Annotated in this window: 18 protein-coding genes; 17 read left to right on the top strand and 1 reads right to left on the bottom strand. The window is 69.7% G+C overall.

Annotation, left to right across the window (positions count from 1 at the left end):
- Positions 1-124: 124 nt before the first annotated feature.
- The 17 genes from ACWPN5_RS14000 to ACWPN5_RS13920 all read left to right on the top strand — a co-directional run bounded on the left by ACWPN5_RS14000 (position 125) and on the right by ACWPN5_RS13920 (position 23,958).
- Complete coding sequence (locus ACWPN5_RS14000) at positions 125-2,884, top strand: SUMF1/EgtB/PvdO family nonheme iron enzyme (protein ID WP_492295887.1); 2,760 nt, start codon at positions 125-127, stop codon at positions 2,882-2,884.
- 227 nt (positions 2,885-3,111) lie between these two features.
- Positions 3,112-5,448, top strand: a complete 2,337-nt coding sequence (locus tag ACWPN5_RS13995; RefSeq protein ID WP_492295885.1) for an SH3 domain-containing protein — start codon at positions 3,112-3,114, stop codon at positions 5,446-5,448.
- 92 nt (positions 5,449-5,540) lie between these two features.
- Positions 5,541-6,263 carry a TetR family transcriptional regulator gene (locus tag ACWPN5_RS13990; protein ID WP_492295883.1) on the top strand — a complete coding sequence of 241 codons (723 nt, stop codon included), beginning with the start codon at positions 5,541-5,543 and terminating at the stop codon, positions 6,261-6,263.
- Positions 6,264-6,420: 157 nt separating this feature from the next.
- Positions 6,421-7,293, top strand: coding sequence for an ABC transporter permease (locus tag ACWPN5_RS13985; RefSeq protein ID WP_211101626.1), 873 nt, complete (start codon positions 6,421-6,423; stop codon positions 7,291-7,293).
- Between the two features lie 52 nt (positions 7,294-7,345).
- Positions 7,346-8,344, top strand: a complete 999-nt coding sequence (locus tag ACWPN5_RS13980) for an ABC transporter substrate-binding protein (RefSeq protein ID WP_035675146.1) — start codon at positions 7,346-7,348, stop codon at positions 8,342-8,344.
- A 26-nt stretch (positions 8,345-8,370) separates the two neighbouring features.
- Positions 8,371-9,195 (top strand): ABC transporter ATP-binding protein, encoded by an 825-nt coding sequence (locus ACWPN5_RS13975; protein ID WP_014241100.1) that lies wholly within the window; start codon positions 8,371-8,373, stop codon positions 9,193-9,195.
- 186 nt (positions 9,196-9,381) lie between these two features.
- Positions 9,382-10,674 (top strand): hypothetical protein, encoded by a 1,293-nt coding sequence (locus ACWPN5_RS13970; protein ID WP_492295880.1) that lies wholly within the window; start codon positions 9,382-9,384, stop codon positions 10,672-10,674.
- Between the two features lie 20 nt (positions 10,675-10,694).
- Positions 10,695-11,846 carry a Gfo/Idh/MocA family protein gene (locus ACWPN5_RS13965; RefSeq protein WP_492295878.1) on the top strand — a complete coding sequence of 384 codons (1,152 nt, stop codon included), beginning with the start codon at positions 10,695-10,697 and terminating at the stop codon, positions 11,844-11,846.
- Between the two features lie 16 nt (positions 11,847-11,862).
- Positions 11,863-13,035, top strand: coding sequence for a dihydrodipicolinate synthase family protein (locus ACWPN5_RS13960; RefSeq protein ID WP_492295876.1), 1,173 nt, complete (start codon positions 11,863-11,865; stop codon positions 13,033-13,035).
- A gap of 157 nt (positions 13,036-13,192) precedes the next feature.
- Positions 13,193-14,071 (top strand): sugar phosphate isomerase/epimerase family protein, encoded by an 879-nt coding sequence (locus tag ACWPN5_RS13955; protein WP_492295874.1) that lies wholly within the window; start codon positions 13,193-13,195, stop codon positions 14,069-14,071.
- Positions 14,072-14,285: 214 nt separating this feature from the next.
- Complete coding sequence (gene urtA / locus ACWPN5_RS13950) at positions 14,286-15,605, top strand: urea ABC transporter substrate-binding protein (protein ID WP_145681597.1); 1,320 nt, start codon at positions 14,286-14,288, stop codon at positions 15,603-15,605.
- 188 nt (positions 15,606-15,793) lie between these two features.
- Positions 15,794-17,398, top strand: coding sequence for an urea ABC transporter permease subunit UrtB (gene urtB / locus ACWPN5_RS13945; RefSeq protein WP_492295872.1), 1,605 nt, complete (start codon positions 15,794-15,796; stop codon positions 17,396-17,398).
- A gap of 4 nt (positions 17,399-17,402) precedes the next feature.
- Positions 17,403-18,542, top strand: a complete 1,140-nt coding sequence (gene urtC / locus ACWPN5_RS13940; protein WP_492295870.1) for an urea ABC transporter permease subunit UrtC — start codon at positions 17,403-17,405, stop codon at positions 18,540-18,542.
- 6 nt (positions 18,543-18,548) lie between these two features.
- Entirely contained in the window at positions 18,549-19,295 is a 747-nt protein-coding gene (urtD, locus tag ACWPN5_RS13935) for an urea ABC transporter ATP-binding protein UrtD (RefSeq protein ID WP_035675131.1), read from the top strand.
- Positions 19,296-19,455: 160 nt separating this feature from the next.
- Entirely contained in the window at positions 19,456-20,151 is a 696-nt protein-coding gene (gene urtE / locus ACWPN5_RS13930) for an urea ABC transporter ATP-binding subunit UrtE (RefSeq protein WP_094306347.1), read from the top strand.
- Between the two features lie 195 nt (positions 20,152-20,346).
- On the top strand, positions 20,347-21,759 hold the full coding sequence (locus tag ACWPN5_RS13925; protein ID WP_492295868.1) for a M20/M25/M40 family metallo-hydrolase: 1,413 nt from the start codon (positions 20,347-20,349) through the stop codon (positions 21,757-21,759).
- A 507-nt stretch (positions 21,760-22,266) separates the two neighbouring features.
- The gene (locus ACWPN5_RS13920) at positions 22,267-23,958 is read left to right on the top strand and encodes a methyl-accepting chemotaxis protein (RefSeq protein ID WP_145681604.1); all 1,692 of its coding nucleotides are present in this window, start codon (positions 22,267-22,269) and stop codon (positions 23,956-23,958) included.
- A gap of 98 nt (positions 23,959-24,056) precedes the next feature.
- Here the strand turns inward: ACWPN5_RS13920 and ACWPN5_RS13915 are convergent, their stop codons facing one another.
- A complete protein-coding gene (locus tag ACWPN5_RS13915; protein ID WP_492295866.1) occupies positions 24,057-26,510 on the bottom strand; it encodes an ankyrin repeat domain-containing protein in 2,454 nt (817 codons plus the stop codon).
- Positions 26,511-26,516: the final 6 nt, after the last annotated feature.

The following is a 26,516-nucleotide window of genomic DNA, read 5'->3' as shown; positions in this document are numbered from 1 at the left end:
CGCCTGTGGGAAGCGCTTAGCCGGTTTTGTCCTCTTGTTCCGAGGGGCGCGGCCAAATACTGGACGGGTTGGACTGTGGGGACAGCCTCGCCCTCCCGTCCGGTGACCATGGCATGAGGTGACCATGGCTGCGCGCCTTCACCGTTTCGTCTCGTGCCGCATCCTTCTGGCGCTGACCGCCGGCCTTCTGCTGGCCGTGGCGGCGTGGGTGTCGCCCGCTCCGGCGGCCACCGCGCCGGAGCAGCGGATCGCGCTGGTCATCGGAGTCGGCGCCTACCGCCACGCCACCGAGCTGCCCAACCCGCGCAACGACGCCCACGCCATGTCGGCGGCCCTGCGCAAGCTGGGCTTTACGGTCGACGAGCGCTATGACCTCGACAACCGCGGCATGGCCGAGGCGTTGCGCGGCTTCGGCATCCAGGCGGCGCAGGCCGACGTGGCGCTGCTCTATTTCGCCGGCCACGGCATGCAGGTCGGCGGCACCAACTTCCTGATCCCCGCGGACGCCCGGCTGGAGCGCGAGCGCGATCTGGTCTACGAGGCGCTGCCGCTGAACCTGCCGATGGGCGAACTGGCCCAGGCGCGCAAGCTGGGCATCCTGATCCTGGACGCCTGCCGCAACAACCCCTTCGCCGACCGTCTGGTGCGGTCCGGCACCAAGAAGACGGAGGTCCATTCCGGCTTCGCCCGCGTCGACGACACGCCGACCGACACGCTGGTCGCCATGGCCACCCGCGCCGACGCGGTGGCCGAGGACGGGCAGGGCGACCACAGCCCCTACACCGCCTCGCTGCTGAAGAACTTCGACGTGCCGGGGCTGGAGCTGAGCCTGTTCTTCCGCCGCGTGCGCGACGACGTCATGCAGGTCACCCAGGGCCGGCAGGAGCCGTTCCTCTACGGTTCGCTGGGGGCCGCCCCCTTCTACTTCAACCCGCTGCCGGAGAACCGGCCGCCGCAGCTCGCCGCCGTCAAGACGCTGGAGGTGTTCGACCGCGGCGGGACGGAGGGGTTGGGCATCGCGCGGCCCAGCGATCCCGACAACGACCAGCTCTTCGCCCAGGTGACCGGTCTGCCGCGCGGCGGCGGGGTGCGCATCGGCGACCGGGTGGTGTTGATCGGCGACTATCTGACGCTCGACCAGCTCACCGCCGCGACCTTCCGCGCCGACGCCACCCACCTCGGCGACGCCGGCAGCTTCGAGTTCGCGGTGATGGACGGGCGCGGCGGGGTGGCGCGGGGCGCCGTGCCGATCCTCATCAAGCCGAGCAACCGCCCGCCGGTCGCCGTCGCCGAGCGCAGCGTGCGCGCCGTCGTCAACAACCTGCGGCTGGAGGTGCCGACCGATCCGGACGGCGATCCGCTGACCTTCACCGTCAGCGCCGTGCCGGAACGCGGCAAGGTGCGCGACGGCACCACGTCGCTGAAGCCCGGCGACAAGCTGGCGCCGGAGCGGCTGACCGCGCTGACCTTCGACCCGGAACGCGCCCCCGCGGGACGCGCCGGGGTGTTCAGCGTGCTGGTCGAGGACGGGCGCGGTGGGCGCACGACGATGAGCGCGCTCCTGGAGGTCGAGGAGGCCGGCGCCGCCCCGCCCCAGGCCGATCTGGAGGAGTCGCTGTGGCGCCGCGTGCGCGACAGCCGCGACGCCGACGCGCTGGACGCCTTCCTGCGGTTGTTCGGCACCGGCCCCTTCGCCGCCCCGGCGCGCGACCGGCTGAACCGGCTGCGCGCCGAATCGGCCAAGGTCGCGGCGCTCTCCTCGGCGGGCGGGGCGGGGAGCAGCGGGCCCTCCGGCAATGGTGCCGGCAATGGCGCGGGCAACGGGGCGCCCGGCGGCAAGGCGTCGCCGCCCCCCGAACTCCAGCTCGACACCGCCGGGGAGGGGATGTACGTGGCCGTCGCCGACGCCGAGCTGCGCGCCGGACCGGACGCGCGGTCGGAACGGGTCGGCGCCCTTGCCAAGGACGGCCCGGTGCGGGTGTTGGGCCGGGTGGCTGACGCCGACTGGTACCGGGTGGCCCTGGAGGATGGGACCCATGGCGGCGTGCAGGGTTTCGTCCGTGGCCCCGCGCTGCGCCCTGCCGGGCCGGAGGACCGCCAGCGGCTGGCGCTCGCCGCACCGGTCCAGCCGGGGGGCTCGCAGGGGCGGGCGCAGGGCAACGGCAGCAGCTTCCAGGATTGCCCGGCCTGCCCGCCGATGATGCGCGTCCCCGCCGGCAGCTTCGTCATGGGCAGCGAGCGCGGCGACGTCAGCCAGCGCCCGCCCCACCGCGTCACCTTCGCCAAGCCCTTCGCCATCGGGGTCTACGAGGTGACGGTCGCCAATTGGCGGGCCTGCGTGGAGGGCGGCGGCTGCGCCGCCATGCCGCGGATGCGCAACCCCTCCGACGACACGCCGGTCCACAACATCCATATCGAGGACGCGCTGGCCTACACCGAGTGGCTCAGCCGCAAGACCGGCCAGCGCTACCGCCTGCCCAGCGAGGCCGAATGGGAATACGCGGCGCGCGGCGGCAGCGCGGCGCGCTTCGCCTGGGGGGACAGCCTGACGCCAGGGGCGCGGCTGGCCAACTGCCGCGACTGCGGCGGGGCCGCCGACCGCTCCCTGCCGGCGCCGGTCGGCAGTTTCCAGCCCAACGCCTTCGGCCTCTACGACACCAGCGGCGGCGTGGCGGAGTGGGTCGCCGACTGCTGGAACCCCGGCTACAAGGGCGCCCCGACGGACGGCAGCGCCTGGACGGAGGGTGATTGCCGCAAGCGGGTGCTGCGCGGCGGCTCCTGGCGGGATGGGCAGGACGCCATCGCCGTCACCGCCCGCATCGGCTACGACGCCGACGTGCGCTATTTCGCCGACGGGTTGCGGGTGGCCCGCGACCTGAACTGACTCCGCCCGCGTTCGTTGGTGGAACGCACCGTCTGCGGATGGGACTGCGGCGCCCTCGAAATTGCAGAAATCGGTGTTGGGCCAATGCGCTAGACTTGGCTGTTCAGGGCTTGGCGATCCGCGGACCGGACGGCCCGATAAAGTGAGGCCGCTGGCGGCTTCGACCAAATTCGTTACAGCCGCCGCAGCCCTCAACTCCCTAAAGGGGTGGTCAAAGAGACGATCAAGTGGAGGGTATCGACGTGCTGCGCTGGCCCCGGAGCGCCTTTTGGACTGTTGCGCTGGTCCTGGTGACGGCGAACACCGCCTTTGCCCCCCAGGCGTTCGCCGACGACAAGCGCGTCGCGCTGGTGATCGGCAACGCGCAGTACCAGGAGGGCGGCCCGGCCGCCGGGGTGGGCGCCAACGCGGCGGTCGTCGCCGACGCGCTGCGCCGCGCCGGCTTCACCGTCACCGCCGCCGAGAACCTCGACCACCGCGGCATGGTCGCGGCGCTGTCCCGCTTCCAGGACGCGCTGGGGCAGGCCGACCTGGGCTTCCTCTACTACTCCGGCGTGGCGCTGAGCCTGTCGGCCAAGGGCTTCCTGGTGCCGGTGGACGCCAAGCCCGGTTCCGAATACGACGTGATCTTCGACACCATCGAGCTGGACTATGCGCTGAAGGAGATCCAGCGCAGCGGGCGCAAGGCCGTCGCCGTGTTCGACCCGGTGCCCGCCCACCCGCTGGCCGACCGGCTGGCCTCGGCGATGGGCGAAGAGGGGCGGTCCGTCAAGCCGGCGCTGGCCGCTCCGGCGGCGCTCGACAACCTGTTCGTCGTCTACTCGCACCGGCCCGGCACGCCGCCCGCCACGGCGTCCGGCAAAGGGGCCGACGCCTTCTCCACCGCCCTGGCGCAGGAGATGGTCAAGCCGGGCGTTCCGCTGCGCGACGCGCTGGCCGAAGTCGCCCGCACCGTCGTCGGGCGCACCCGCGGGACGCAGCACCCCTGGCTGCAGGACCGGCTGGGTTCCGATCTCGTGCTGGTGCCCGGCCCGCGCGCGCCGGTCGTTGCCCGAACGGAGGAGGCGCCGCCCGCTGTGGTGGCGGCCCCCGAGGCGAAACCGGCCGAACCCAAGCCGGCCGAACCCAAGCTGATCGAACCCAAGCCGTTGCCGCAGAAGGCGGAGGAGAAACCCGCCGCCCCGGCGATCGCCGAGGTCGAGGTGGACCCGCTGAACGAGAAGCGGGTGGTGGCGCGCGACACCAACCTGCGCGCCGGTCCCGACACCAAGGCGGCGGTCGTCGGCACGCTGCGTCACGACAGCGAGGTCACGGTGACCGGGCGGACCCGGCGGAACGGCGGCTGGCTACGCGTCGAGCAGGACGGGAAGACCGGCTTCGCCTTCTCCAGCAACCTCGCCAAGCCGGAGGAGGTGTCGGTGGTGGCCGCCCAGCCGCCGGCCCAGCCCCAGCAGCCGCCGCAATCCCAGCCGGCCGTCCTGGCGCCCGGCGTCTACACGGTGGCGCGCGACGCCAACCTGTTCGCCCGCCCGGTGCTGGGCGCGCGCAGCCTGCGCGATCTGGAGCAGGGGCAGCGGGTGACGCTGCTTCAGGCGGCGCCCGACTCCGGCTGGGTGCTGGTGCGGGATTCGTCGGGGCAGGAGGGCTACGTCACCACCGGGACGCTGGCGGGCCGGTCGGGCGAGGCGGTGTCCATGGGTGGTGCTGCGGGCGGAGCGGCGCCCAGCGCCTATCCGCCGCCCACGGTGGTCCGCAACGACGTCGATCCGGTGGCCGGCGCGCTGTCCGGAACGACCGGTCCGACGCGGCTGGCCGCCCTTCCGGACAGCAGCGGGGAGAGCGCCGCGGGGCGCTCCGCCTCCGGGGCGGACCCGGTCCTTGCCGGGCTGGCCGAACCCTACCGCGCCGCCGTGCAGGCGGGCCGCAACGCCGCCGCCCGCGCGTCGCGCTCCGCCACCGCCGGGCGCGGGGCCGAGGCGAAGGCGCGCGAGGCCCAGTCCGCCGCCCGCCGCGCCGCCGGTCAGGCCCGCGGCGGGGAGTCGGGCTACGGGGTGCACCGCTTCCCCAACGGCGACGTCTATGAGGGATCGTGGAACCGCGGGCTGGGCAACTTCTCCCTTCAGGGCACGATCAGCCGCAACGGTGTCGGCGTCTACCGCTTCGCCAACGGTCAGGTCTATGAGGGGGAGTGGAAGGACGACCAGATGTCCGGCTACGGCGTTCTGGGCTTCCCGTCCGGCGACCGCTTCGAAGGGACCTTCGTGAACGCCGTGCCGAACGGGCCGGGCGTCTACCGCTTCGCCAACGGCGATTCCTACACGGGCGAGGTCCGTCAGGGCCGGGTGGACGGTCATGGCGAGTTGGCCTTCACCAACGGAGATCGGTTCAACGGCGTGGTGGTGGACCGGCTTCCGGCGGGACCGGGCGAGCTGTCGATGCGCGGCGGCACCCGCCATGTCGGGCAGTTCCGCGGCGGCATCCAGGACGGTCCGGGGGCGGCCATCGACGCCACCGGCGCGATGCAGCCGGGCATCTGGCGCGGCGCGACGCTCTTGAGTCGGTAGCGCCGCTTCGTCTTTCCGTTTCGGCTGATATGCTCCACATTGGAACGCATTGCGGCTCGCCCTCCGGCCGCGCCATGCGAGGACCGGCCTGGATGGACACGCTGAGCGACCCGAAGAAGAGCCTTTCCGCAGCCAAGCCGGCCGCAATCAAGCCGGCCGCAGCCAAGCCGGCCCCAATCAAGCCGGCCAAGCCCGCGAAGGTCACCCGCGACCCGGAGGGCACCCGCGCGCGCATCCTCGCCGCCGCGACAGAGGAGTTCGCGCGCCATGGGCTGGGCGGCGCCCGCGTGGAGCGGATCGCCGAGGTCGCCGGCACCAACAAGCGCATGCTCTACTACCATGTCGGCAACAAGGAGAGCCTGTACCTGACCGTGCTGGAGGGCGCCTACGCGCACATCCGCGCCACCGAACGCACGCTGAGCCTGGAGACGCTGGACCCGCCCGCCGCCATCGCCCGGCTGATCCACTTCACTTGGCAGTATTTCCTCGACCATCCCGAGTTCATGGCGCTGCTGAACATTGAGAATCTGCACCGGGCGGAGCTGCTGAAGACCTCCGACAAGGTGCACGCCATGCATTCGCCCTTCGTGCAGATGATCGCCGACGTGCTGGAACGGGGCGTCGCCACCGGGATCTTCCGGACGGGGGTGGACCCGGTGCAGCTCTACATCTCCATAGCCGGGCAGTCCTACTTCTACCTGTCCAACGTCCACACCCTGTCGGTCATCTTCGGCCGCGACCTGCTGGCCGAGGAGGCCAAGGCGGAGCGGCTGGACCATATGGTGGAGCTGATCCTGTCGTCGCTGCGGCTCTGAAGCCTCCAGTAGTTTCATCATGAATAATCCGCATACCTGACCATCCGTCCTACCTCTTTGGCAGGGTTGACCGCTTTGCCGTGCCGGGCTTACTTTTAACCGGCCGGTTAAAAGAGCGCCTCACGTCGGCGCCGCAACGACCGGGGGAGGAGGAGCGATGGCTGTCGATGCGGCGGCTCATGGGACGACGTCCCGTGGCGGTCCCGCTTCGGGAACGGCGGCGCGACGGGGCGGGGCGGGTGCCACGCTGCTGCGTCTGCTCAATTCCGGCTGGTTCCGGCCGGTGCTGTTCCTGGTGGTCCTGACCGTCCTGTGGGACCTGTCGGTGCGGATCTTCGCGATCCCGCCCTATCTGATACCGAAACCCGGCGACGTGGCCTTGGCCCTCGCCGCGGATTGGGACCAGCTTCTGGCGGCGTCCGTGCCGACCACGCTGGCGACCTTGGGCGGCTTCGCCCTGTCGGTGCTGTTCGGCATTCCCATCGCCATGCTGATCGCCGGGTCGAAGACGGTGGAATCCTACGTCTACCCGCTGCTGGTCTTCTCGCAGTCGATCCCGAAGGTCGCCATCGCGCCGCTGTTCGTGGTGTGGTTCGGCTTCGGGCTGCTGCCCAAGGTGATCTCCGCCTTTCTGCTGGCTTTCTTCCCCATCGTCGTGTCGGCGGTGCAGGGCTTCAAGTCGGTGGACGGCGATATGATGGACCTTGCCAAGTCCATGAAGGCGACGCGCCTTCAGACCTTCCGCATGGTCAGCCTGCCGCACGCCCTGCCGGCCATCTTCGCCGGCCTGAAGGTGTCGATCACGCTGGCCGTGGTGGGCGCCGTGGTGGGCGAGTTCGTCGGGGCGAATTCCGGCATCGGTTTCGTCCTGCAACGGTCCATCGGCAATTTCGAACTTCCCCTGATGTTCGCGGCCCTGGTGGTGCTGGCGCTGATCGGGGTGGTGCTTTTCTGGGTCATCGACGTGATCGAGCGGCTCGCCATCCCCTGGCACGCGAGCCAACGCCACAACTACATCCCGACGTCGTAACGCCGACCACAAAACCAACAGCGACGCCGGACATACTTCGGGAGGAGACGAGATGAAACGGACGCTCTTCGCGGCGCTCTGCGCCCTCACCGCCACGACGCTTCCGGCCCAGGCCGCGGACAAGGTCGTGCTGATGCTGAACTGGTACGTGTATGGCGAGCACGCCCCCTTCTACTACGGCAAGGACAAGGGCCTGTACGAGGCCGAGGGCATCGACCTGGAAATCCAGGAGGGCCGCGGGTCCGCGGTGACGACCCAGGCGGTGGCCGCGAAGACCGTCGATTTCGGCTACGTCGACGTACCGACCATGATGAAGGCGGCGGTGAAGGGCGCCCCGGTCACCTCGCCCGGTGTGCTGCTCCAGACCAGCCCGATGTCGGCCATGGGCTTCACCGACAAGAACATCCGCAAGCCCGAGGACATCAAGGGCAAGACCGTCGCCATGACGCCGGGCGACAGCATGTCCCAGATCTGGCCGCTGTTCCTGAAGAAGACCGGCCTGAAGGACAGCGACTTCCGCGTCGTGTCGGGCGACGCCCAGACCAAGCTGAACGCCGTCATCAACGGGCAGGCGGACCTGCTGCTGGGCTACGTCATGGACCAGAGCATGAAGATCAAGGACGCCACCGGCAAGTCGGTGACGCCGATCCGCTTCGCCGACTACGGCGTCAACATGGTCTCCTCCGGCATCATCGCCCACACCGAGACGCTGAAGGACAAGCCCGACCTCGTGAAGCGCTTCATGGCCGCGACGACCAAGGCGGTCGAAGGGGCGGAGAAGAACCCGAAGGAGGCCGTGGCCGCCATCCTCAAGGCCAACCCCAAGGGCGGCCAGGAAGCCACCCTGCTGGAGGGCTTCGAGCTGACCACGCCGCTCTACCGCACGGCGGAGACCAAGGGGCAGCGGCCCTTCCGCGTCACCGACGCCAACATGGCCGAGACCGTGGACCTGCTGGTCGAATACGGCGGTCTGGACGCCGCGGCGAAGAAGAACCCGAAGGCCTTCTACACCCGCGACTTCCTCCCCGATCCCGCCGCGGCGGGCCAGTGAGGCCGGACGGACAGGAGAGCAGGGACATGGCTCAGCCCCAGTTGAAAGTCGTCGGATCGGCCGAAACGGCCCGCCTGTCGCAAAAGACCTTGATCCAGATCGACGGCGTGACCAAGACCTACCGCACCCGCGACGGGGAGGTGCCGTCCCTGCGCCCGATCACCTTCGACGTGCGGGACGGCGAGTTCCTGGTGGTCGTCGGCCCGTCCGGCTGCGGCAAGTCCACGCTGCTGAAGCTGGTCGCCGGCCTGCTGCCCGTCAGCGAGGGTGCCATCACCATCGAAGGCACCACGGTGACCGAGCCGCACGACGATGTGGGCATCGTGTTCCAGAGCCCGGTGCTGCTCGCCTGGCGGACGGTGCTGCGCAACATCATGATGCCGGTGGAGGTGCGCGGCCTGCCGCGCGACAAATACCTGGAGCGCGCCCGCGCGCTGATCCGCATGACCGGGCTGGAGGGGTTCGAGAACAAGTACCCCTGGCAGCTCTCCGGCGGCATGCAGCAGCGCGCCTCGCTCTGCCGGGCGCTGGTCCACGACCCGAAGATCCTGCTGATGGACGAGCCGTTCGGCGCGCTCGACGCCATGACGCGGGAGAAGATGAACGTCGAGCTGCAGCGCATCCAGCACGAGACGGGCAAGACGGTTCTGCTGATCACCCACTCGATCCCCGAGGCGGTGTTCCTGGCCGACCGGGTGATGGTGATGTCGGAGCGTCCCGGCGCCATCGCCGCGACCTACGAGGTGCCGCTGCCCCGCCCGCGCTCGCTGGATGTCATGGGCCACCCCGTCTTCATCGAGCTGACCCAGCGCATCCGGGCGCATTTCAACGCCCAAGGGCATCTGGACTGAGGGGTTGCGGTGATGGCTGAGTCTTGCCCCCTCCCTGACCCTCCCCCGCCTTCGGCGAGGGAGGGGATTGACACCCTCTCCTGCGAAGCGGGGGAGGGAAGGGGCCCGCGAAGCGGGAAGGGTGGGGGCACTGCACCCCTCCTCACGATCCGCGCCATCCACCTCCATGAACGCCCCGTCCGCTTCGTGAAGCCCTTCCGCTTCGGCAGCGTGACGGTTGAGGCGGCTCCCCAGGCCTTCGTCCGCGCTCTGGTCCATGTGGAGGGCGTCGGCGAGGCGTGGGGCGGCACCGCCGAGATGATGATGCCGAAGTGGTTCGACAAGCGCCCGGACCGCAGCCCGGACGAGACGGTGGACGGCCTGCGCCGCTCCCTGCGCCTCGCCCGCGACGCCTACCGGACGGACCGCGCCGACACCGCCTTCGGCCAGCACGCGGCGGCCTACGAGACGCAGCGGGCGGCCTGCCGCGCCGCCGGGCTGCCCGACCTGACCGCCGCCTACGGGCCGGCGCTGATCGACAAGGCGGTGCTGGACGGGCTGTTGCGGGTCCTGGACACGGATTTCTTCACCGGTATGAAGGCGAACCGCGCCGGGATCGACGCGCGGCTGACGCCGGATCTGGCGGGCTTCGACCTGGACGGCTTCCTCGGCGGGCTGGAGCCGCGGACGTCCGTGGCGCTCCGCCACACGGTCGGGCTGCTCGACGAGCCGGAGGCCCTGCGCGGCCTGCTGGCGCGGGAGCGGCTGGGCCGCTTCAAGATCAAGCTGGGCGGCGATACATCAGCCGACCTCGCTCGCCTGGCGGCGATCGCCGGCGTGCTGGACGCGGCGGCGGGCGACTACCGCGCCACGCTGGACGGCAACGAGCAATACGCGGACGCCGCGGCCCTCGACGCCTTCCTGGACGGGCTGGAGCGCGAGCCGGCGCTGGCCGGCCTCCGCGGGCGCCTGCTCTACATCGAACAGCCGGTGGCGCGGGCGCGCGCGCTGGAGGCGCCGCTGGGCGCGGTGGCGGAACGCATCCCCTTCATCATCGACGAGTCCGACGACGGCTACGACGCCTTCCCGCGCGCCCGCGCCGCCGGCTACCGCGGCGTGTCGTCCAAGTCCTGCAAGGGCCTCTACAAGGCCGTCCTGAACCGGGCGCGCTGCGCCGCCTGGGGCGCGCCGCACTTCGTCGCCGCGGAGGACCTGACCTGTCAGGCCGGGCTGGCGGTGCAGCAGGACACGGCCCTGGTCGCGCTGCTCGGCATCGCCGACGCGGAGCGCAACGGCCACCAGTACGGAAACGGCTTCGACGGAGCGCCGGAGGCCGACGCCTTCCTCGAGGCGCATCCCGGCTTCTACACCCGGCGGGACGGCATCGTCCGCCTCGCCACGGCGGGCGGCAGCCTGCCGACCGAAACCCTGGCCGTCCCCGGCTTCGCCAGCGCGGCGCAGCCCCGGTGGGACCGCCTGTCCCCTCTGCAGAACGAATAATCCCCTAGGGAGTCCCCGACATGAGCACGAAGCGCCTTGGTATCATCATGCATGGCGTGACCGGCCGCATGGGCATGAACCAGCACCTGATCCGGTCGATCCTCGCCATCCGGGCGCAAGGCGGCGTCACGCTGTCCGACGGGTCCCGCGTCATGCCGGACCCCATCCTGGTCGGGCGCAACGCCGAGAAGATCCGCGAGCTGGCCCAGCGCCACGGGGTGGAGCGCTGGACCGACAATCTGGACGCGGCCCTGGCGAACCCCGACGACACGATCTTCTTCGACGCCGGCACCACCCAGATGCGGCCGACGCTGCTGGAGGCGGCGATCCGCGCCGGCAAGCACGTCTATTGCGAGAAGCCCATCGCCACCAACCTGGAGGAGGCGCTGCGCGTCGTCCGGCTGGCCGAGGAGGCCGGGGTGAAGAACGGCACCGTGCAGGACAAGCTGTTCCTGCCCGGCCTGCAGAAGCTGAGGATGCTGCGCGACAGCGGCTTCTTCGGGAAGATTCTCTCGGTGCGCGGCGAGTTCGGCTATTGGGTGTTCGAGGGCGACTGGCAGCCGGCGCAGCGCCCCTCCTGGAACTACCGGGAGGAGGACGGCGGCGGCATCATCCTCGACATGGTCTGCCACTGGCGCTACGTGCTCGACAACCTGTTCGGGCAGGTCAGGAGCGTCTCCTGCCTCGGCGCCATCCACATCCCGGAGCGCTGGGACGAGCAGGGCAAGCGCTATCAGGCCACCGCCGACGACGCGGCCTACGCCACCTTCGAGCTGGAGGGCGGGGTCATCGCCCACATCAACTCCTCCTGGGCGACGCGGGTGTACCGCGACGATCTGGTGACCTTCCAGGTGGACGGCACCCACGGCTCGGCTGTCGCGGGCTTGAGCGACTGCGTGATCCAGCCGCGCCAGGGCACGCCGCGCCCGGTGTGGAACCCGGACCAGAAGCAGACCATGGACTTCTACGCGACGTGGCAGCCGGTGCCTGACAACCAGCCGACCGACAACGGCTTCAAGACGCAGTGGGAATCCTTCATCCGCCACGTCGTCGAGGACGCCCCCTTCGACCATGGCCTGATCGAGGGCGCCAAGGGCGTGCAGCTCGTCGAGGCCGCGCTGAAGAGCTGGAAGGAGCGCCGCTGGGTCGACGTTCCCTCGCTGACCGCCTGACCGGAGGGCCTTGTCCATGGCACTGACCATCAAGCTGCCGCGCGCCGACCGGTCGTTGGAGACCTACGAGGTCGCCCCGGCGCGCGGCTTCCCCGCCCGCACCGACCGGCCCTTGAACCGCGTGGCCTATGCCGCCGCCCACATGGTGGCGGACCCGCTGGCCGACAACGACCCCTGGCTGACCCCGGCCATCGACTGGGACCGGACCATCGCCTTCCGCGAGCATTTGTGGGACCTCGGCTTCGGCGTGGCCGAGGCGATGGACACCGCGCAGCGCGGCATGGGGCTGGACTGGAACGCCTCGCTGGAGCTGATCCGGCGCTCCCTGACCGCGGCGAAGGCGCGCGGCAACGCGCTGATCGCCTGCGGGGCCGGCACCGACCATCTGGCGCCGGAGGACGCCCGCTCCCTCGACGACGTGATCCGCGCCTACGAGACGCAGGTCGCCGCGGTCGAGGACCTTGGCGGGCGGGTGATCCTGATGGCGTCGCGTGCGCTCGCCCGCGTCGCCAAGGGGCCGGACGACTATGTCCGCGTCTACAGCCGCATCCTGTCCCAGGTGCGCCAGCCGGTGATCCTCCACTGGCTGGGCGACATGTTCGACCCGGCGCTCGCCGGCTACTGGGGAACCAACGAGTTTCCGGTGGCGCTCGACACGGCGGTCGGCATCATCAACGACTTTGCGGCCAAGGTCGACGGGGTGAAGATCTCCCTGCTCGACAAGGACAAGGAGATCGTCATGCGCCGCCGGCTGGTCCCCGGCGTGCGCATGTACACCGGCGACGACTTCAACTACGCGGAGCTGATCGCCGGCGACGGGGAAGGCCATTCCGACGCTCTGCTGGGCATCTTCGACGCCATCGCCCCGGCGGCGGCGGCGGCCTTGGCCGAGCTGGCGGCGGGCGAGGAGGGGCGCTTCCACGACATTCTGGAGCCGACCGTCCCGCTGTCCCGCCACATCTTCAAGGCGCCGACCCGCTTCTACAAGACCGGGGTGGTCTTTATGGCCTACCTGAACGGCCACCAGGATCATTTCACGATGATCGGCGGGCAGGAGGGCACGCGCTCCACCCTGCATCTGGCCGAGATTTTCCGGTTGGCCGACAAGGCCGGGCTGCTGCGCGACCCGGAAGAGGCGGTGTGGCGCATGGCCGACGTCCTGGCCATCCGCGGCATCGAGGCGGTGTGAGGATAACTCCCTCTCCCGCCCCGGGAGAGGGAAGGGGCCCGCGCGATGCGCGGGAAGGGTGAGGGTGCCGCCAAGGATCAGTGCGTCGATCCTCCCACGACCCTCACCCGCCCGCTGTCGCGGGCACCCTCTCCCGGGGCGGGAGAGGGATTTCGCAATGAGGACCACGATCATGCGCGACTTCTCCGGCGATCATCGCTGGCTGTCCATCAACACCGCCACGGTGCGCAAGCAGGGCGACCTGCTGCAGATCTTTGACGCCTGCGCCCGCCAGGGCATCCGCGCCGTCTCGCCCTGGCGGGATCAGGTGGCCGCGGTGGGGCTGGACCGCGCCGTGCGGGCCGTGAAGGAACTGGGGCTGGAGCTGTCCGGCTACTGCCGCGGCGGCATGTTCCCCGCCGATCCCGACCGCCGCGCCGAGGTGCGCGACGACAACCGCCGCGCGGTGGACGAGGCGGTGGCGCTGGGCGCCCCCTGCCTCGTGCTGGTGGTCGGCGGGCTGCCGCAATTCTCGCGCCCCGGCTCCCCGCCGTCCAAGGACATCGCGCTGGCCCGCGCCCAGGTCGAGGATGGCATCGCCGAACTGCTGGAGCACGCCCGCGGCGCCGGGATGCCGCTCGCCATCGAGCCGCTGCACCCGATGTACGCCGCCGACCGCGCCTGCGTGAACACGATGGGCCAAGCGCTCGACCTTTGCGACCGGCTGGACCCGCAGGGGACCGGCGCGCTGGGCGTCGCGGTGGACGTCTACCACGTCTGGTGGGACCCGGAACTGGAGGCGCAGATCCGCCGGGCGGGCCGGAATCGCCTGTGTGCCTTCCATGTGTGCGATTGGCTGGTGCCGACCGCCGACCTGCTGGAGGACCGGGGCATGATGGGTGACGGAATGATTGATATACCAATGATCCGTGGTTGGGTGGAAGCCGTTGGATTCCAAGGCTATTCCGAGGTCGAAATATTCTCGCGCCGCTGGTGGGCACGACCTTTGGATGAGGTGCTGGCGGTCTGTGTCGAACGGCATCGGTCTTCGGTGTGAATGGCTGCCTAAAAATCAGCCATTTCGGCAGAAATGAGTAAAATTCGATCATAAAAAGGCGGGCATGCATAATTCGTAAGCGAATACTGGGCTGCAAATCGCTGCGGATTCCTTGAACGGCCCTCCTGCCGACCGGCCGTGGCATCACATTTGCGAAGGATACCCCCGTGACGCCTGAGGCGGGCGTCAGACCAAAGAACGGGGGGTATTCACAATGTTGAAGACGGGGTTCCAGTCGGGCTTCAAGACCGGTCGCACCCTTGCGGCGGCCGCAGGTCTTGCCGTCACGTTCGCCGCGGGCTTCGCCGCCCCGGCGTCGGCCCAGGACACCATCAAGGTCGGCATCCTCCATTCCCTGTCGGGCACCATGGCGATCAGCGAGACCACGCTGAAGGACGTCATGCTGATGCTCATCGAAGAGCAGAACAAGAAGGGCGGCGTTCTCGGCAAGAAGCTGGAGCCGGTCGTCGTCGATCCCGCCTCCAACTGGCCCCTGTTCGCCGAGAAGGCGCGCGAGCTGATCAGCAAGGACAAGGTGGCCGCGGTGTTCGGCTGCTGGACCTCGGTCAGCCGCAAGTCCGTCCTGCCGGTGTTCGAGGAGCTGAACAGCGTCCTGTTCTACCCGGTGCAGTATGAGGGCGAGGAGTCCTCGCGCAACGTCTTCTACACCGGCGCCGCCCCGAACCAGCAGGCGATCCCTGCCGTCGACTATCTGGCGGAAAAGGAAGGCGTGCAGCGCTGGGTGCTGGCCGGCACCGACTACGTCTACCCGCGCACGACCAACAAGATCCTGGAAACCTACCTGAAGTCCAAGGGCGTGAAGTCCGAGGACATCATGATCAACTATACCCCGTTCGGCCATTCCGACTGGCAGAACATCGTCGCCGACATCAAGAAGTTCGGCTCGGCCGGCAAGAAGACCGCCGTCGTCTCGACCATCAACGGCGACGCCAACGTCCCCTTCTACAAGGAGCTGGGCAACCAGGGCGTCAAGGCGCAGGACATCCCGGTCGTCGCCTTCTCCGTGGGTGAGGAGGAACTGGCCGGCATCGACACCAAGCCGCTGGTCGGGCATCTCGCCGCCTGGAACTACTTCATGTCGGTGGACACGCCGGAGAACAGCGACTTCATCAAGAAGTGGCAGGCCTTCACCAAGAACGACAAGCGCGTCACCAACGACCCGATGGAGGCCCACTACATCGGCTTCAACATGTGGGTGAAGGCGGTCGAGAAGGCCGGCACCACCGACAGCAACGCGGTGATCGACAGCCTCGTCGGCGTGTCCGTCCCCAACCTGACCGGCGGCTATTCGGCGATGCTGCCGAACCACCACATCACCAAGCCGGTGCTGATCGGCGAGGTGCAGGAGAACGGCCAGTTCGAGACCGTCTCCAAGACGCCGGGCCTCGTGGTCGGCGACGAGTGGTCGGACTTCCTGCCAGACAGCAAGGACCTGATCTCCGATTGGCGCGCCCCGATGTCCTGCGGCAACTTCAACGTGAAGACCGGCAAGTGCGGCGGCAAGGGGTCGTGAGGACCGTCTGAACGCTTCTTGGTGACTGGCTGCGTGATGCCCCCTCCCTAACCCTCCCCCGCTCTCGCGGGGGAGGGGATTGCTCCCTCTCCCGCCCAGCGGGGGAGGGAAGGGGCCCGCGAAGCGGGAAGGGTGGGGGCAACGCCCTCTTTTAGAAAAACGACTTCCGACACATCACAGGAACCGCGATGCACCGCGCATTCTGCTGGCTGCTGGCCGCGTTTCTGGCGCTGGCCGCTCCTGCCTCCTTCGCCGCCGATCTGGCACCGCTGGTCCGCGGCCTGGGCGCCGGCAGCTACGCCGAGACTGAGAAGGCCATCGCCGGGCTGGCCGAGACGGGCGATCCCGCCGTCGTGCCGGTGATCGAGGCCCTCCAGGCCGGCGATCTGCATGTCCGCAAGGGGGACGGCGCCGTGGTCGTGGCCAAGCGCGCCGGCAACGGCTACGCCCTGACCGACCCGCTGACCGGCGCTGAGCTGGGCGAGGCGGACCGCAACGCGGTCGAGAAAATCCGCATCAACAACGCATTGCGCCGCACGATCAGCGCGACGCTCGGCGCGCTCACCCTGATGAGCCCCGACGCCGGCACGCGCCGGCAGGCCGCCGAGGCGGTGTTCAAGAGCCGCGACGCCAACGCGCTGGACGCGCTGAACACGGCGCTGGCCAAGGAAACCGACGAGCGCGTGCGCCGCGCGATGACCCAGGCGCGGGCCTCCGTCCTGCTGGCCGGGGACGCGCCCGACGCCGACAAGATCGCCGCCGTCGCGGTGCTTCAGGAGCGCGGCGACCAGGACGCGCGGGCCCTGCTGAACGGCGCTGCCAACACGGGAAGCGACGCGGTGAAGGACGCCGCGACGAAGGCCATCGCGTCCGTCGAGCAGCGGCTCGCCCTGTGGGGTGCCGCGCAAAACCTATGGTACGGCCTGTCGCTCGGCTCGGTGCTGCTGCTGGCGGCGATCGGGCTGGCCGTCACCTTCGGCGTCATGGGCGTCATCAACATGGCGCATGGCGAGATGGTGATGATCGGCGCCTACGCCACCTTCCTGGTGCAGGAGGCCTTCCGCCAGTGGGCGCCGGGCCTGTTCGATTTTTCCATCCTGGTGGCGCTGCCGGTCGCCTTCCTGGTGTCCGGCGCGGTCGGCGTCGCCATTGAGCGCAGCGTGATCCGCTGGCTCTACGGGCGCCCGCTGGAAACGCTGCTGGCGACCTGGGGCCTGTCGCTGGCGCTCCAGCAGGCGGTGCGCTCCATCTTCGGGCCGACGAACCGCGAGGTCGGCGCGCCCTCCTGGATGTCCGGCGCCTTCGAGCTGGGCGGGCTGACCATCACCTACGGGCGGCTGTGGATCGTCGTCTTTGCCTTCCTCGTCTTCGGCGCGCTGCTGGTGGCGCTGCGCAAGACGTGGTTCGGGCTGAGCATCCGCGCCGTCACCCAGAACCGCAGCATGGCCAACGCCATGGGCATCCGCACCGCGCGGGTGGACGCGCTGACCTTCGGGCTCGGCTCCGGCATCGCCGGGCTGGCCGGGGTAGCGCTGAGCCAGATCGACAACGTCAGCCCCAACCTGGGCCAGGGCTACATCATCGACAGCTTCATGGTCGTGGTGTTCGGCGGCGTCGGCAACCTGTGGGGCACGCTGGTCGGCGCGCTGGCGCTCGGCGGCGTCAACAAGTTCCTGGAGCCCTACGCGGGCGCGGTGCTGGGCAAGATCCTGGTGCTGATCTTCATCATCCTGTTCATCCAACGGCGTCCGCGCGGCCTGTTCGCGCTGAAGGGCCGGGCGGTGGAGGCCTGATCCGATGCTGACCCGTTTCTTCCTGATGGGCCTCGACAAGAAGGCCGGCGTGCTGCTGACCGTCCTGGCGGTGCTGGCCGTGGCGGTGCCGGTGATGGCGCTGGGCACCGCCCCGGACTCGCCCTGGCACCTCTCCACCCACACGGTGGCGCTGCTCGGCAAGTATCTGTGCTTCGCCCTGCTGGCGCTGTCGCTCGACCTCGTCTGGGGCTTCGTCGGCATCCTGTCGCTGGGGCACGCCGCCTTCTTCACGCTCGGCGGCTACGCCATGGGCATGTACCTGATGCGGCAGATCGGCTCGCGCGGGGTCTACGGCAACGCCGACCTGCCGGACTTCATGGTCTTCCTGAACTGGACGGAGCTGCCCTGGTACTGGCACGGCTTCGACCAGTTCTGGTTCGCCGCGATCATGGTGATGCTGGTGCCGGGCCTGCTGGCCTTCGCCTTCGGCTGGTTCGCCTTCCGCTCGCGCGTCACCGGCGTCTATCTGTCGATCATCACGCAGGCGATGACCTTCGCGCTGATGCTGGCCTTCTTCCGCAACGACATGGGGCTCGGCGGCAACAACGGCCTGACCGACTTCAAGGAAATCCTGGGCTTCGACGTCCAGGCCGCCTCGACCCGCGTCGGGCTGTTCGTGGCGACGGTGGTGGCGCTGGCGGCCGGCTACATCCTGGCCTCGGCCGTGGTGGCGTCCAAGCTGGGCAAAGTGCTGATCGCCGTGCGCGACGCGGAGAGCCGGGTGCGCTTCCTGGGCTACGAGACCGACCGCTACAAGCTGTTCGCCTGGACGCTGTCGGCCTGCATGGCCGGCGTGGCGGGCGCGCTCTACGTGCCGCAGGTCGGCATCATCAACCCGTCGGAGTTCTCCCCCGCCAGCAGCATCGAGGCGGTGATCTGGGTCGCCGTCGGCGGGCGCGGCACGCTGGCCGGGCCGGTGCTGGGCGCGGTGCTGGTGAATTTCGGCAAGAGCTACTTCACGGCGGCGCTGCCGGAGCTGTGGCTGTTCGCGCTGGGCGGCCTGTTCGTTCTGGTCACCCTGTTCCTGCCCAGGGGCATCCTCGGTCTGGCGGCGCAGCTCCGCGACCGGCTGCCGGCGCGCGCCACGGTCACCGCCAAGCCGGTCGACCAGAAGGGAGTCTGAGACGACATGAGCACCGAAGACACCCTGCTGTATCTGGACGGCGTGTCGGTCAGCTTCGACGGGTTCCGGGCGCTGAACAGCCTGTCGCTGGTCATCGAACCGGGAGAGATGCGGGCGATCATCGGGCCGAACGGCGCCGGCAAGACGACCATGATGGACGTCATCACCGGCAAGACCCGGCCCGACACCGGCACCATCCTGTTCGAGGGCCGCACCGACCTGACCAGCCTGCGCGAGCCGGCCATCGCCAACCTGGGCATCGGCCGCAAGTTCCAGCGCCCCACCGTGTTCGAGATGCACACCGTCTGGGACAATCTGGAGCTGTCGCTGAAGGCGCCGCGCCGCCCGCTGAAGACGCTGACCTATTCGGCCACGCGGGAGGACCGGGCTCGGATCGAGGAGATCCTCGACATCACCCGCCTGTCGCCGCGGCGCGACCGTCCGGCGGGCAGCCTGTCGCATGGCGAGAAGCAGTGGCTGGAGATCGGCATGCTGCTGGCCCAGGACCCGAAGCTGCTGCTGGTGGACGAGCCGGTGGCCGGCATGACCGACGCCGAGACGGAACAGACCGCCCACCTGCTGAAGGACATCGCCGGCAAGCATTCGGTGATCGTCGTGGAGCACGACATGGTCTTCGTCCGCGAACTGGGCGTGAAGGTCACGGTGCTTCACGAGGGCTCGGTGCTGGCCGAGGGCTCGCTCGACACGGTGAGCGCCAACAAGCAGGTCATCGACGTCTATCTGGGCCGGTGACGCAAATGTATTTCCCTCGCCCCTCTGGGGAGAGGGTCAGGGTGAGGGGGCGCCCGAAGGGCGGAAACGCAGCCTCATTGCAGAGCTTTTCCGGCCTGCAGCCGCCCACTCATCCTAACCTTCTCCCCAGAGGGGAGAAGGGATTCAGGAGAAAACAAGCATGCTCGACGTACGGTCTGTCGATCTCCATTACGGCGCGGCGCAGGCGCTGCGCGGCGTGTCGCTGACAGCGGAGGTGGGAAAGGTCACCTGCCTGCTGGGGCGCAACGGCGTCGGCAAGTCCTCGCTGCTGCGCGCCATCGTCGGGCTGAAGCCGGTGACCGGCGGCACCATCGCCTGGGACGGCGGCGACATCACCAAACTCGCCCCGTCGGAGCGGGCGCGGCGCGGCATCGCCTACGTCCCGCAGGGGCGCGAGATTTTCCCGCTGCTGACGGTGCGCGAGAACCTCCTGACCGGCTACGCGCCGCTGAAGCGCGCCGACCGCTCGATCCCCGACGAGGTGTTCGAGCTGTTCCCGGTGCTGAAGTCCATGCTCGACCGCCGCGGCGGCGACCTGTCGGGCGGGCAGCAGCAGCAGCTCGCCATCGGGCGGGCGCTGGTGACCCGGCCCCGGCTGCTGGTGCTGGACGAGCCGACCGAGGGCATCCAGCCCAGCATCATCAAGGACATCGGGCGGGCCATTTCCTACCTGCGCGACAAGGGCACCATGGCGATCCTGCTGGTCGAGCAGTATTTCGAGTTCGCCCGCGATCTGGCCGACGACTGGGCGGTGATGGAGCGCGGCGAGGTCATGCTGGCGGGCAGCCGCGACGGGCTGGAGGAGAGCGAGGTCCGGCGGTATCTCACCGTCTGACGCGCCTCCATCCGGAGCATCCTCGCGAGGGCGGAGCTTTGGTCCCGCCATCCTGTGCTTCCCGTGGCGGGCACCGGAAACGCCGCCGTCGCGAGGAGGGCACGCGAGGATGGCACCCCTGCGCTTTGTGGTGCTTGGCGCGCAAGCGCGATGCGCTACCATCGCTGCCATCATTCACACCGAAGGCAGTTCCGAATGTCGAGCGTCCTGTCAGCCGACCCCGTTCTCCAGCAGGTTGACCGCAGTTTCGAAGACTCCCTTGGCCGCCTCTGCGACCTGCTGCGCATCCCCAGCGTCAGCACCGACCCGGCCTACAAGGGCGACGTTCGCCGCGCCGCCGACTGGCTGGTCCGCGAACTGAGCGGGCTGGGCTTCGACGCCTCCGTGCGCGAGACGGCCGGCCATCCCGCGGTCGTCGCCCATCACCCGGGGCCGGGCGGCGCCTCCGACGATGGGGATGTGCCGCACATCCTCTATTACGGCCATTACGACGTGCAGCCGGCGGAGCCGCTGGAACTGTGGAACAGCCCGCCCTTCGAGCCGGCCATCGTCGAGGCCGAGCATGGCCGCCGCATCGTCGCCCGCGGTGCCGTGGACGACAAGGGCCAGGTGATGACCTTCATCGAGGCGTTCCGCGCCTGGCACGCCGTGCACGGCACGCTGCCGATCCGCGTGACCGTCCTGCTGGAGGGCGAGGAGGAGACCGGCAGCCCGAACCTGCTGCCCTTCCTCAAGGCCAACGCGGAAGAGCTGAAGGCGGACGTCTGCGTCATCACCGACACCAACGCCTGGACCATCGACACGCCGGCCATCACCACACGGCTGCGCGGCCTGCTCTACGTCGAGGCGACGCTGCATGGGCCGAGCCACGACCTGCATTCCGGCATGTTCGGCGGCGCGGTGCTGAACCCGATCAACGCGCTGACCCGCATCCTCGGCCAGATCCACGACGAGGACGGGCGCGTCCGCTTCCCCGGCTTCTACGACGACGTGGCCGAGCCCACGGACGAGGAGAAGGCGATGTGGCGCGACCTCGGCTTCGACGAGAGCGCCTTCCTGGCCGGCGTCGGGCTGACGACCCCGGCGGGGGAGGCCGGGCGCAGCGCGCTGGAGCGGCTGTGGTCGCGCCCGACCTGCGACATCAACGGCATCTGGGGCGGTTACACCGGCGAAGGCTCCAAGACGGTCATTGCCTCCAAGGCGTCGGCCAAGCTGTCCTGCCGCCTCGTGCCGGCCCAGGACCCGGAGAAGATCCTGGCCGGGATCAAGAGCTTCCTGGAGGAGCGGACCCCCGCCGACGGGCGCTGGGAGATCACGGTGTTCGGCCGCTCGCCGGGCGTCCAGGTGCCGACCGACAGCCCCTATCTGCGCGCCGCCATGGCGGGGCTGGGCGACGTCTTCACCAACCGGCCGGCGCTGGTCGGCAGCGGCGGTTCAATCCCGGTCGGCGGCTACATCCGGCAGGCGCTGGGCTTCGACTCGATCTTCGTCGGCTTCGGGCTGGAGGATGACCGCATCCACTCGCCCAACGAGAAGTTCGAGGTGAAGTGCCTGCACAACGGCATCCGCTCGCACGCCGCCATGCTGGCGCGCTTCGCCGCTCTCTGATCCGTCCCAAACGGTACGTTTTTCTGGTTCGGCCCGCGGCTGCGCATCGCGCCCGCGGGCCTATTTTTTGCCCGTTCGGCATCGTTTGGCGTTCTGTGACTCGGCGGTGAAACAAACGTTTCCCAAGCGAGAAACTTTAAAAAAACCTAGGAGAAACAAATAAAAAGAAAAAAGATTAGAGCTTTCAAGGTGTTTTAACCGCTGATTTACTTGTTTCATGCGATAAAAAGCGGGTCAAGCGCAGTTCTTATTTGTATGTGCGTGCGGTGCCAAATATCAAAAAGGCCAAAGGCCTAGACAAAAGGCATCAACAGTCCGTCTTGAGATCAAGCGTGCGACCGCTGTTCCTGTGCGTTGGAGAAACTCCCACGTGATCCGCCATCCTGCCGGGATCGCGTGGTTCATCGCGGGTGGCACCCTTCGCGATGCGTGGAAGAATCAATAAAAACAGAAATTCGCACAGGACAGCGCGCTGATTTGCCCGTGAATTCGTGGAGGGAGTGTCGGATGTCTGTTTTCTCGAACGTTACGATTAAGACGAAGATCGTGTCTTCGTTTTCCATACTGGTTATGTTCATCATCGGCTTGGGTCTTTTCAGCATAGACCGCATTTCGACGGTGAATGACGCGGGGAAGGACATCCGCGACAACTGGCTGCCGAGCGTCGGCGAGATCGCCCGGCTGACCGATTATTTCGAGTTCTATCGAATCCTGGAGTCCGCCCACATCTTCGCCCCCGACACCGCCCAGAAGGCCGAGGAGGAGAAGACCTTGGCGACGGCGCTGGAGAACTTTCAGGACGCCGCCCGCAAGTACGAGGCGATGGTGACACCCGGCTATGAGAGAGAGACGTTTCAAAAACTCATGGGCTATTGGGAGCGCTACCAAAGCCTGAGCAAGGAGAAGGTGCTTCCGCTGTCCCGCGCCGATCGCTTCGACGAGGCCGCCGCGCTCTTCCGGGGTGAATCGCGGGTCGAGTTCCGCAAGGCTCAGGCGCTGATGCGCGACCTGAGCCAGTTCAACGTCCGCAACGGCCGCCTCGCGGCCGATCAGGGCGAGGCGACCTACGGGTCGAGCAAGACCTTGCTCATCATCGCCATCGGGGTGGCGGCGGTCCTTAGCGCTCTCATGGGGTTGGCGATCGTCGCCGGCGTCTCCAAGCCGATCCAGCAGCTCACCGCGGTGATGAACCGGCTGGCGGGGCGCGAGCTGACGGTCGCCGTGGACGGCGCCCAGCGCAAGGACGAGCTGGGCGCCATGGCCCGCGCCGTCCAGGTCTTCAAGGACGGGCTGATCGAGGCGGACCGGCTGACCACCGCCCAGGCGGCGGAGCAGGCGGCCAAGCAGCGCCGGGCGGAAGCCGTCGAGCGTCTGGTGAACCGGTTCGGGGACTCCTCCGCGGCCTCCCTGCGCACGGTGGCCGCCGCCGCCTCGGAGCTGGACGCCACCGCCCACAGCATGACCTCCATGGCCGAGCGGACCAACATCCAGGCGACCGCCGTCCAGGCGGCGGCGGAGCAGACCAGCGCCAACGTCCAGACCGTCGCCTCGGCCACCGAGGAGATGGCCAGCTCGATCCGCGAGATCGCGACGCAGGTGTCGCGCTCCTCGGAGATCGCCGGTCAGGCGGTGGCGCAGGCGAACCGCACCAACGAGACGGTGCGGGGTCTGGTCGAGGCCGCGCAGAAGATCGGCGAGGTGGTCAGCCTCATCACCAACATCGCCAGCCAGACCAACCTGCTGGCGCTGAACGCGACGATCGAGGCGGCGCGAGCGGGCGAGGCCGGCAAGGGCTTCGCCGTCGTCGCCGGCGAGGTGAAGCATCTCGCCTCCCAGACCGCCAAGGCGACCGACGAGATCGCCGCCCAGATCGCCGCCATCCAGGGCGCGACCGACGGCGCGGTGCGCGACATCTCGGCCATCGGCGGCATCATCGGGCAGATCAACGACATCTCCACCGCCATCGCCGCCGCCATCGAGGAGCAGGGCGCTGCGACCAACGAGATCTCCCGCAACGTTCAGGAGGCCGCGACGGGCACCCATCAGGTCTCCGGCAGCATCACCGAGGTCACGCTGGCCGCCGGCGAGACGGGGGCGGCCGCCGGTCAGGTGATGAGCGCGTCGGGCGAGCTGGCCCGCCAGTCGGAAACGCTGCGCAAGGAGATCGAAAGCTTCCTGGCGGAGATCAAAGCCGCCTGAACGGGCAACCGGTTCGGGGAGTGGGTCGACAGGGTCCACATGCAAGAACGGCGGGCGTCCCGGGGGCGCCCGCCGTTCTCATGTTTAAAGTGATGCTCTCAGTGCGGCTTCAGCGCCTCGACCACCTGCATGTGGCCCTGCAGCGCGCCGAGGGTGAGGGCGGAGTTGCCGGCGGTGTCCATGCGGAACGGGTTGGCACCGCGCTCCACCAGCATCCGGGCCACGCGGTCGTGGCCGTTGTTGGCCGCGTACATCAGGGCCGACCAGCCGTGGCTGGCCACCCGGTCCACCGACACGCCGCGGTCGACCAGGATCTTCACCACCCCTTCATGACCGCGGGCGGCGGCGGCCATCAGGGCGGTCTTGCCGTCGTCGTTGGTGGCGTCGAGTTCGGCCCCGGCGGCGGCCAGCGCGTGGATGACCGCCTCGTGCCCGCCCCAGGCGGCGTACATCACCGCGGTGGCGCCGTCGGCGGTGCGCAGCTCCGTCTTGGCGCGGCGGTCGATCAGCAGCCGCACCGCGTCGGTCAGCCCCTGTTCCGAGGCCAGCATCAGCAGGGTCTTGCCGTTGTCCACCCGCTTGTTCGGATCGGCGCCGCCGTCCAACGCGCGTTTCAGCTCGTCGGTGCGGTGCATCAGGGCGATGGCGCCGTCACGGCTGTCCAGGCCGGGGCGGACCTCCGCCTTGGCCGGGGGCGCCGACGGGGTGCCGGACGCGGCGGCGCCCGCGGAGGCGGTGGCAGCGGTGGCGGCGGGAAGCACACGCCCTTCGCCGGCCGCCTTGATGCGGTCGCGCAGGTCGCCGGTGTTGGGGGCGACGATCAGGGCGCGCTCGTAGAAGCGCCGCGCCTCGTCCCAATTGCCGTCACGCTCCGCCAGCGAGGCCCAGCGGCGGTAAGTCTCCTCCATGGTGGTCAGGAGTTCCTGGATCTCCGGCGTCGCCGGGGCGATCTCGCGCAGCCGCGACACCGTCTCGTAGGCGTTGTTGTTCGGCGGCGTGGTCAGCAGCTTGGCGGCGATCTGCCGGCGGGCCTGATCGACCAGGGTGCGGACGCGCGGGTTCAGGCCGTTGTCGCTGGCCGAGAAGGGCGTGGACGCCGTGGGCGCCGCGGGCTGCGGCATCGCCGGGGCGGCCATCTGGGGCGCCGGCTCGTCGACCAGCGGCGGCAGGGTGGCGGAACCGGTCGGGCCTTCGCTCTGCTCCGTGCGGTATTCCGTCGCCCGCGGCTTGGGCGGCGTGGTGTTCTCCACCGCCAGCGGATCGGCCGCCGGCGGCTTCGGGGCCTGGGCCGCCGGCGTGGCGGGCGGCTGCTCCGGCTTCGCTGCCACGACCGGGGTCGGAGCCGGCGTCGGCGTCGGCGTCGTGGCCGGTGGGGCGGCCGGCGGGGCAGCCACACTGCGCGCGGCGGGCGGCGGAACGTCCGTCCTGGTCGGGGCTGTCGGCGACGGGCCGGCGACCGGCACCCCCGCCTCGGCGGGGAGGGAGGCGAGATAGGGGTTCTGCGGCCGGGCGACCGCCAGCGTGTCGGGACCGCGGCTGCCCAGGCTGGGCTCGTCCGCGAACGGCCCGAACGGAAGGTTCACCCGCTCCGTCACGAAGCCGCGGAGGTCGTGCCAGCCCTGCCGGGCGTAGTCGAGCGCCCGCTCGGGGGTGGCTCCGGGAACGGTCAGGGCCACGCCGGCCCCGGCGGCGCCGAGCAGGATGAGCGTGGTGATCGCCGCGCCGGCCAGCGCGGCGCGGCGGCGCGGGCGCTTCACGGGCAGATCGGCGACCGGGGCGCCGGCCTCCGGGATCGTCCAGCCGTCCGGCGCGTCCCAGTCGTTGGCCGGCCAGTCGTTGGCGTCGCGCTCCGCCGCCCGGCGTGGCGGCGGGGGAGCGGCGCGCGGCGGCGCGGCCACCGGCCCGGCGACGGGGCTGGCGGACGGCCCGGCGGACGGAACGGCGACGGTGGGGGTGACGGACGGGCCGGCGCCGGGCGTCATGCGGTAGATCACGCCAAGCTCGCGCACCGCCTCGGCCAGCCCGGGGCGGGCCAGGGTCCGCTCCATCTCCGGCGTGCCGCAGAGCAGGACCTGGAGGAAACGCCCGCTCGGCGTCTCGGAGCGGGTGAGGTCGATCAGGTCGGCCAGCGTCGGGGCGGCCAGCACGCCGGCGTTCTCCACAGCCAGCAGGCCGGTGCCGGCGAGGTCCAGCCGCTCCTCCAGCTCCTCGATCAGCGTGTCGAAGTCGCGGTCGCCGCTGTCCGACGGCAGGGCGGCGTCGCCGGCGGCGGACACCAGATCGTCCACCTGCGCCCCGGCGCTCGCGGCGACCGGAAGCACCAGCGCCCCGTCCGAGCCGACCTGCTCGACGAGCTGGTGGAAGACCGCTGCCCGTCCGGACCCGGCCTCGCCGACCAGCACCAGCAGCCGTTTGCGCGCCAGCAGAGCCAGGAGAAGGCCGTCGAAGACCTCTGTCTGGTCGGGGCGCAGGCCGGTGGCCTGGGGTTGGGGCTTCGCCTTCGCCGCAGAGCGATTCGAGGATGGCGTGGCTTTCGGAGCGGAACGGTCCATGGGGGC

The sequence above is a fragment of the Azospirillum sp. UENF 211521 genome, from assembly GCF_058780535.1.
The sequence above is the reverse complement of the archived record's forward strand: the minus strand, read 5'-3'. Positions and strand labels throughout refer to the sequence as shown.

Coding starts and splice junctions, on each gene's coding strand:
- urtA (WP_145681597.1), top strand. CDS start 14,286: ATGTTGAAGACGGGGTTCCAGTCGGGCTTCAAGACCGGTCGCACCCTT.
- urtC (WP_492295870.1), top strand. CDS start 17,403: ATGCTGACCCGTTTCTTCCTGATGGGCCTCGACAAGAAGGCCGGCGTG.
- ACWPN5_RS14000 (WP_492295887.1), top strand. CDS start 125: ATGGCTGCGCGCCTTCACCGTTTCGTCTCGTGCCGCATCCTTCTGGCG.
- urtD (WP_035675131.1), top strand. CDS start 18,549: ATGAGCACCGAAGACACCCTGCTGTATCTGGACGGCGTGTCGGTCAGC.
- ACWPN5_RS13985 (WP_211101626.1), top strand. CDS start 6,421: ATGGCTGTCGATGCGGCGGCTCATGGGACGACGTCCCGTGGCGGTCCC.
- ACWPN5_RS13965 (WP_492295878.1), top strand. CDS start 10,695: ATGAGCACGAAGCGCCTTGGTATCATCATGCATGGCGTGACCGGCCGC.
- ACWPN5_RS13980 (WP_035675146.1), top strand. CDS start 7,346: ATGAAACGGACGCTCTTCGCGGCGCTCTGCGCCCTCACCGCCACGACG.
- urtB (WP_492295872.1), top strand. CDS start 15,794: ATGCACCGCGCATTCTGCTGGCTGCTGGCCGCGTTTCTGGCGCTGGCC.
- ACWPN5_RS13975 (WP_014241100.1), top strand. CDS start 8,371: ATGGCTCAGCCCCAGTTGAAAGTCGTCGGATCGGCCGAAACGGCCCGC.
- ACWPN5_RS13960 (WP_492295876.1), top strand. CDS start 11,863: ATGGCACTGACCATCAAGCTGCCGCGCGCCGACCGGTCGTTGGAGACC.
- ACWPN5_RS13925 (WP_492295868.1), top strand. CDS start 20,347: ATGTCGAGCGTCCTGTCAGCCGACCCCGTTCTCCAGCAGGTTGACCGC.
- ACWPN5_RS13915 (WP_492295866.1), bottom strand. CDS start 26,510: ATGGACCGTTCCGCTCCGAAAGCCACGCCATCCTCGAATCGCTCTGCG.
- ACWPN5_RS13955 (WP_492295874.1), top strand. CDS start 13,193: ATGAGGACCACGATCATGCGCGACTTCTCCGGCGATCATCGCTGGCTG.
- ACWPN5_RS13990 (WP_492295883.1), top strand. CDS start 5,541: ATGGACACGCTGAGCGACCCGAAGAAGAGCCTTTCCGCAGCCAAGCCG.
- urtE (WP_094306347.1), top strand. CDS start 19,456: ATGCTCGACGTACGGTCTGTCGATCTCCATTACGGCGCGGCGCAGGCG.
- ACWPN5_RS13920 (WP_145681604.1), top strand. CDS start 22,267: ATGTCTGTTTTCTCGAACGTTACGATTAAGACGAAGATCGTGTCTTCG.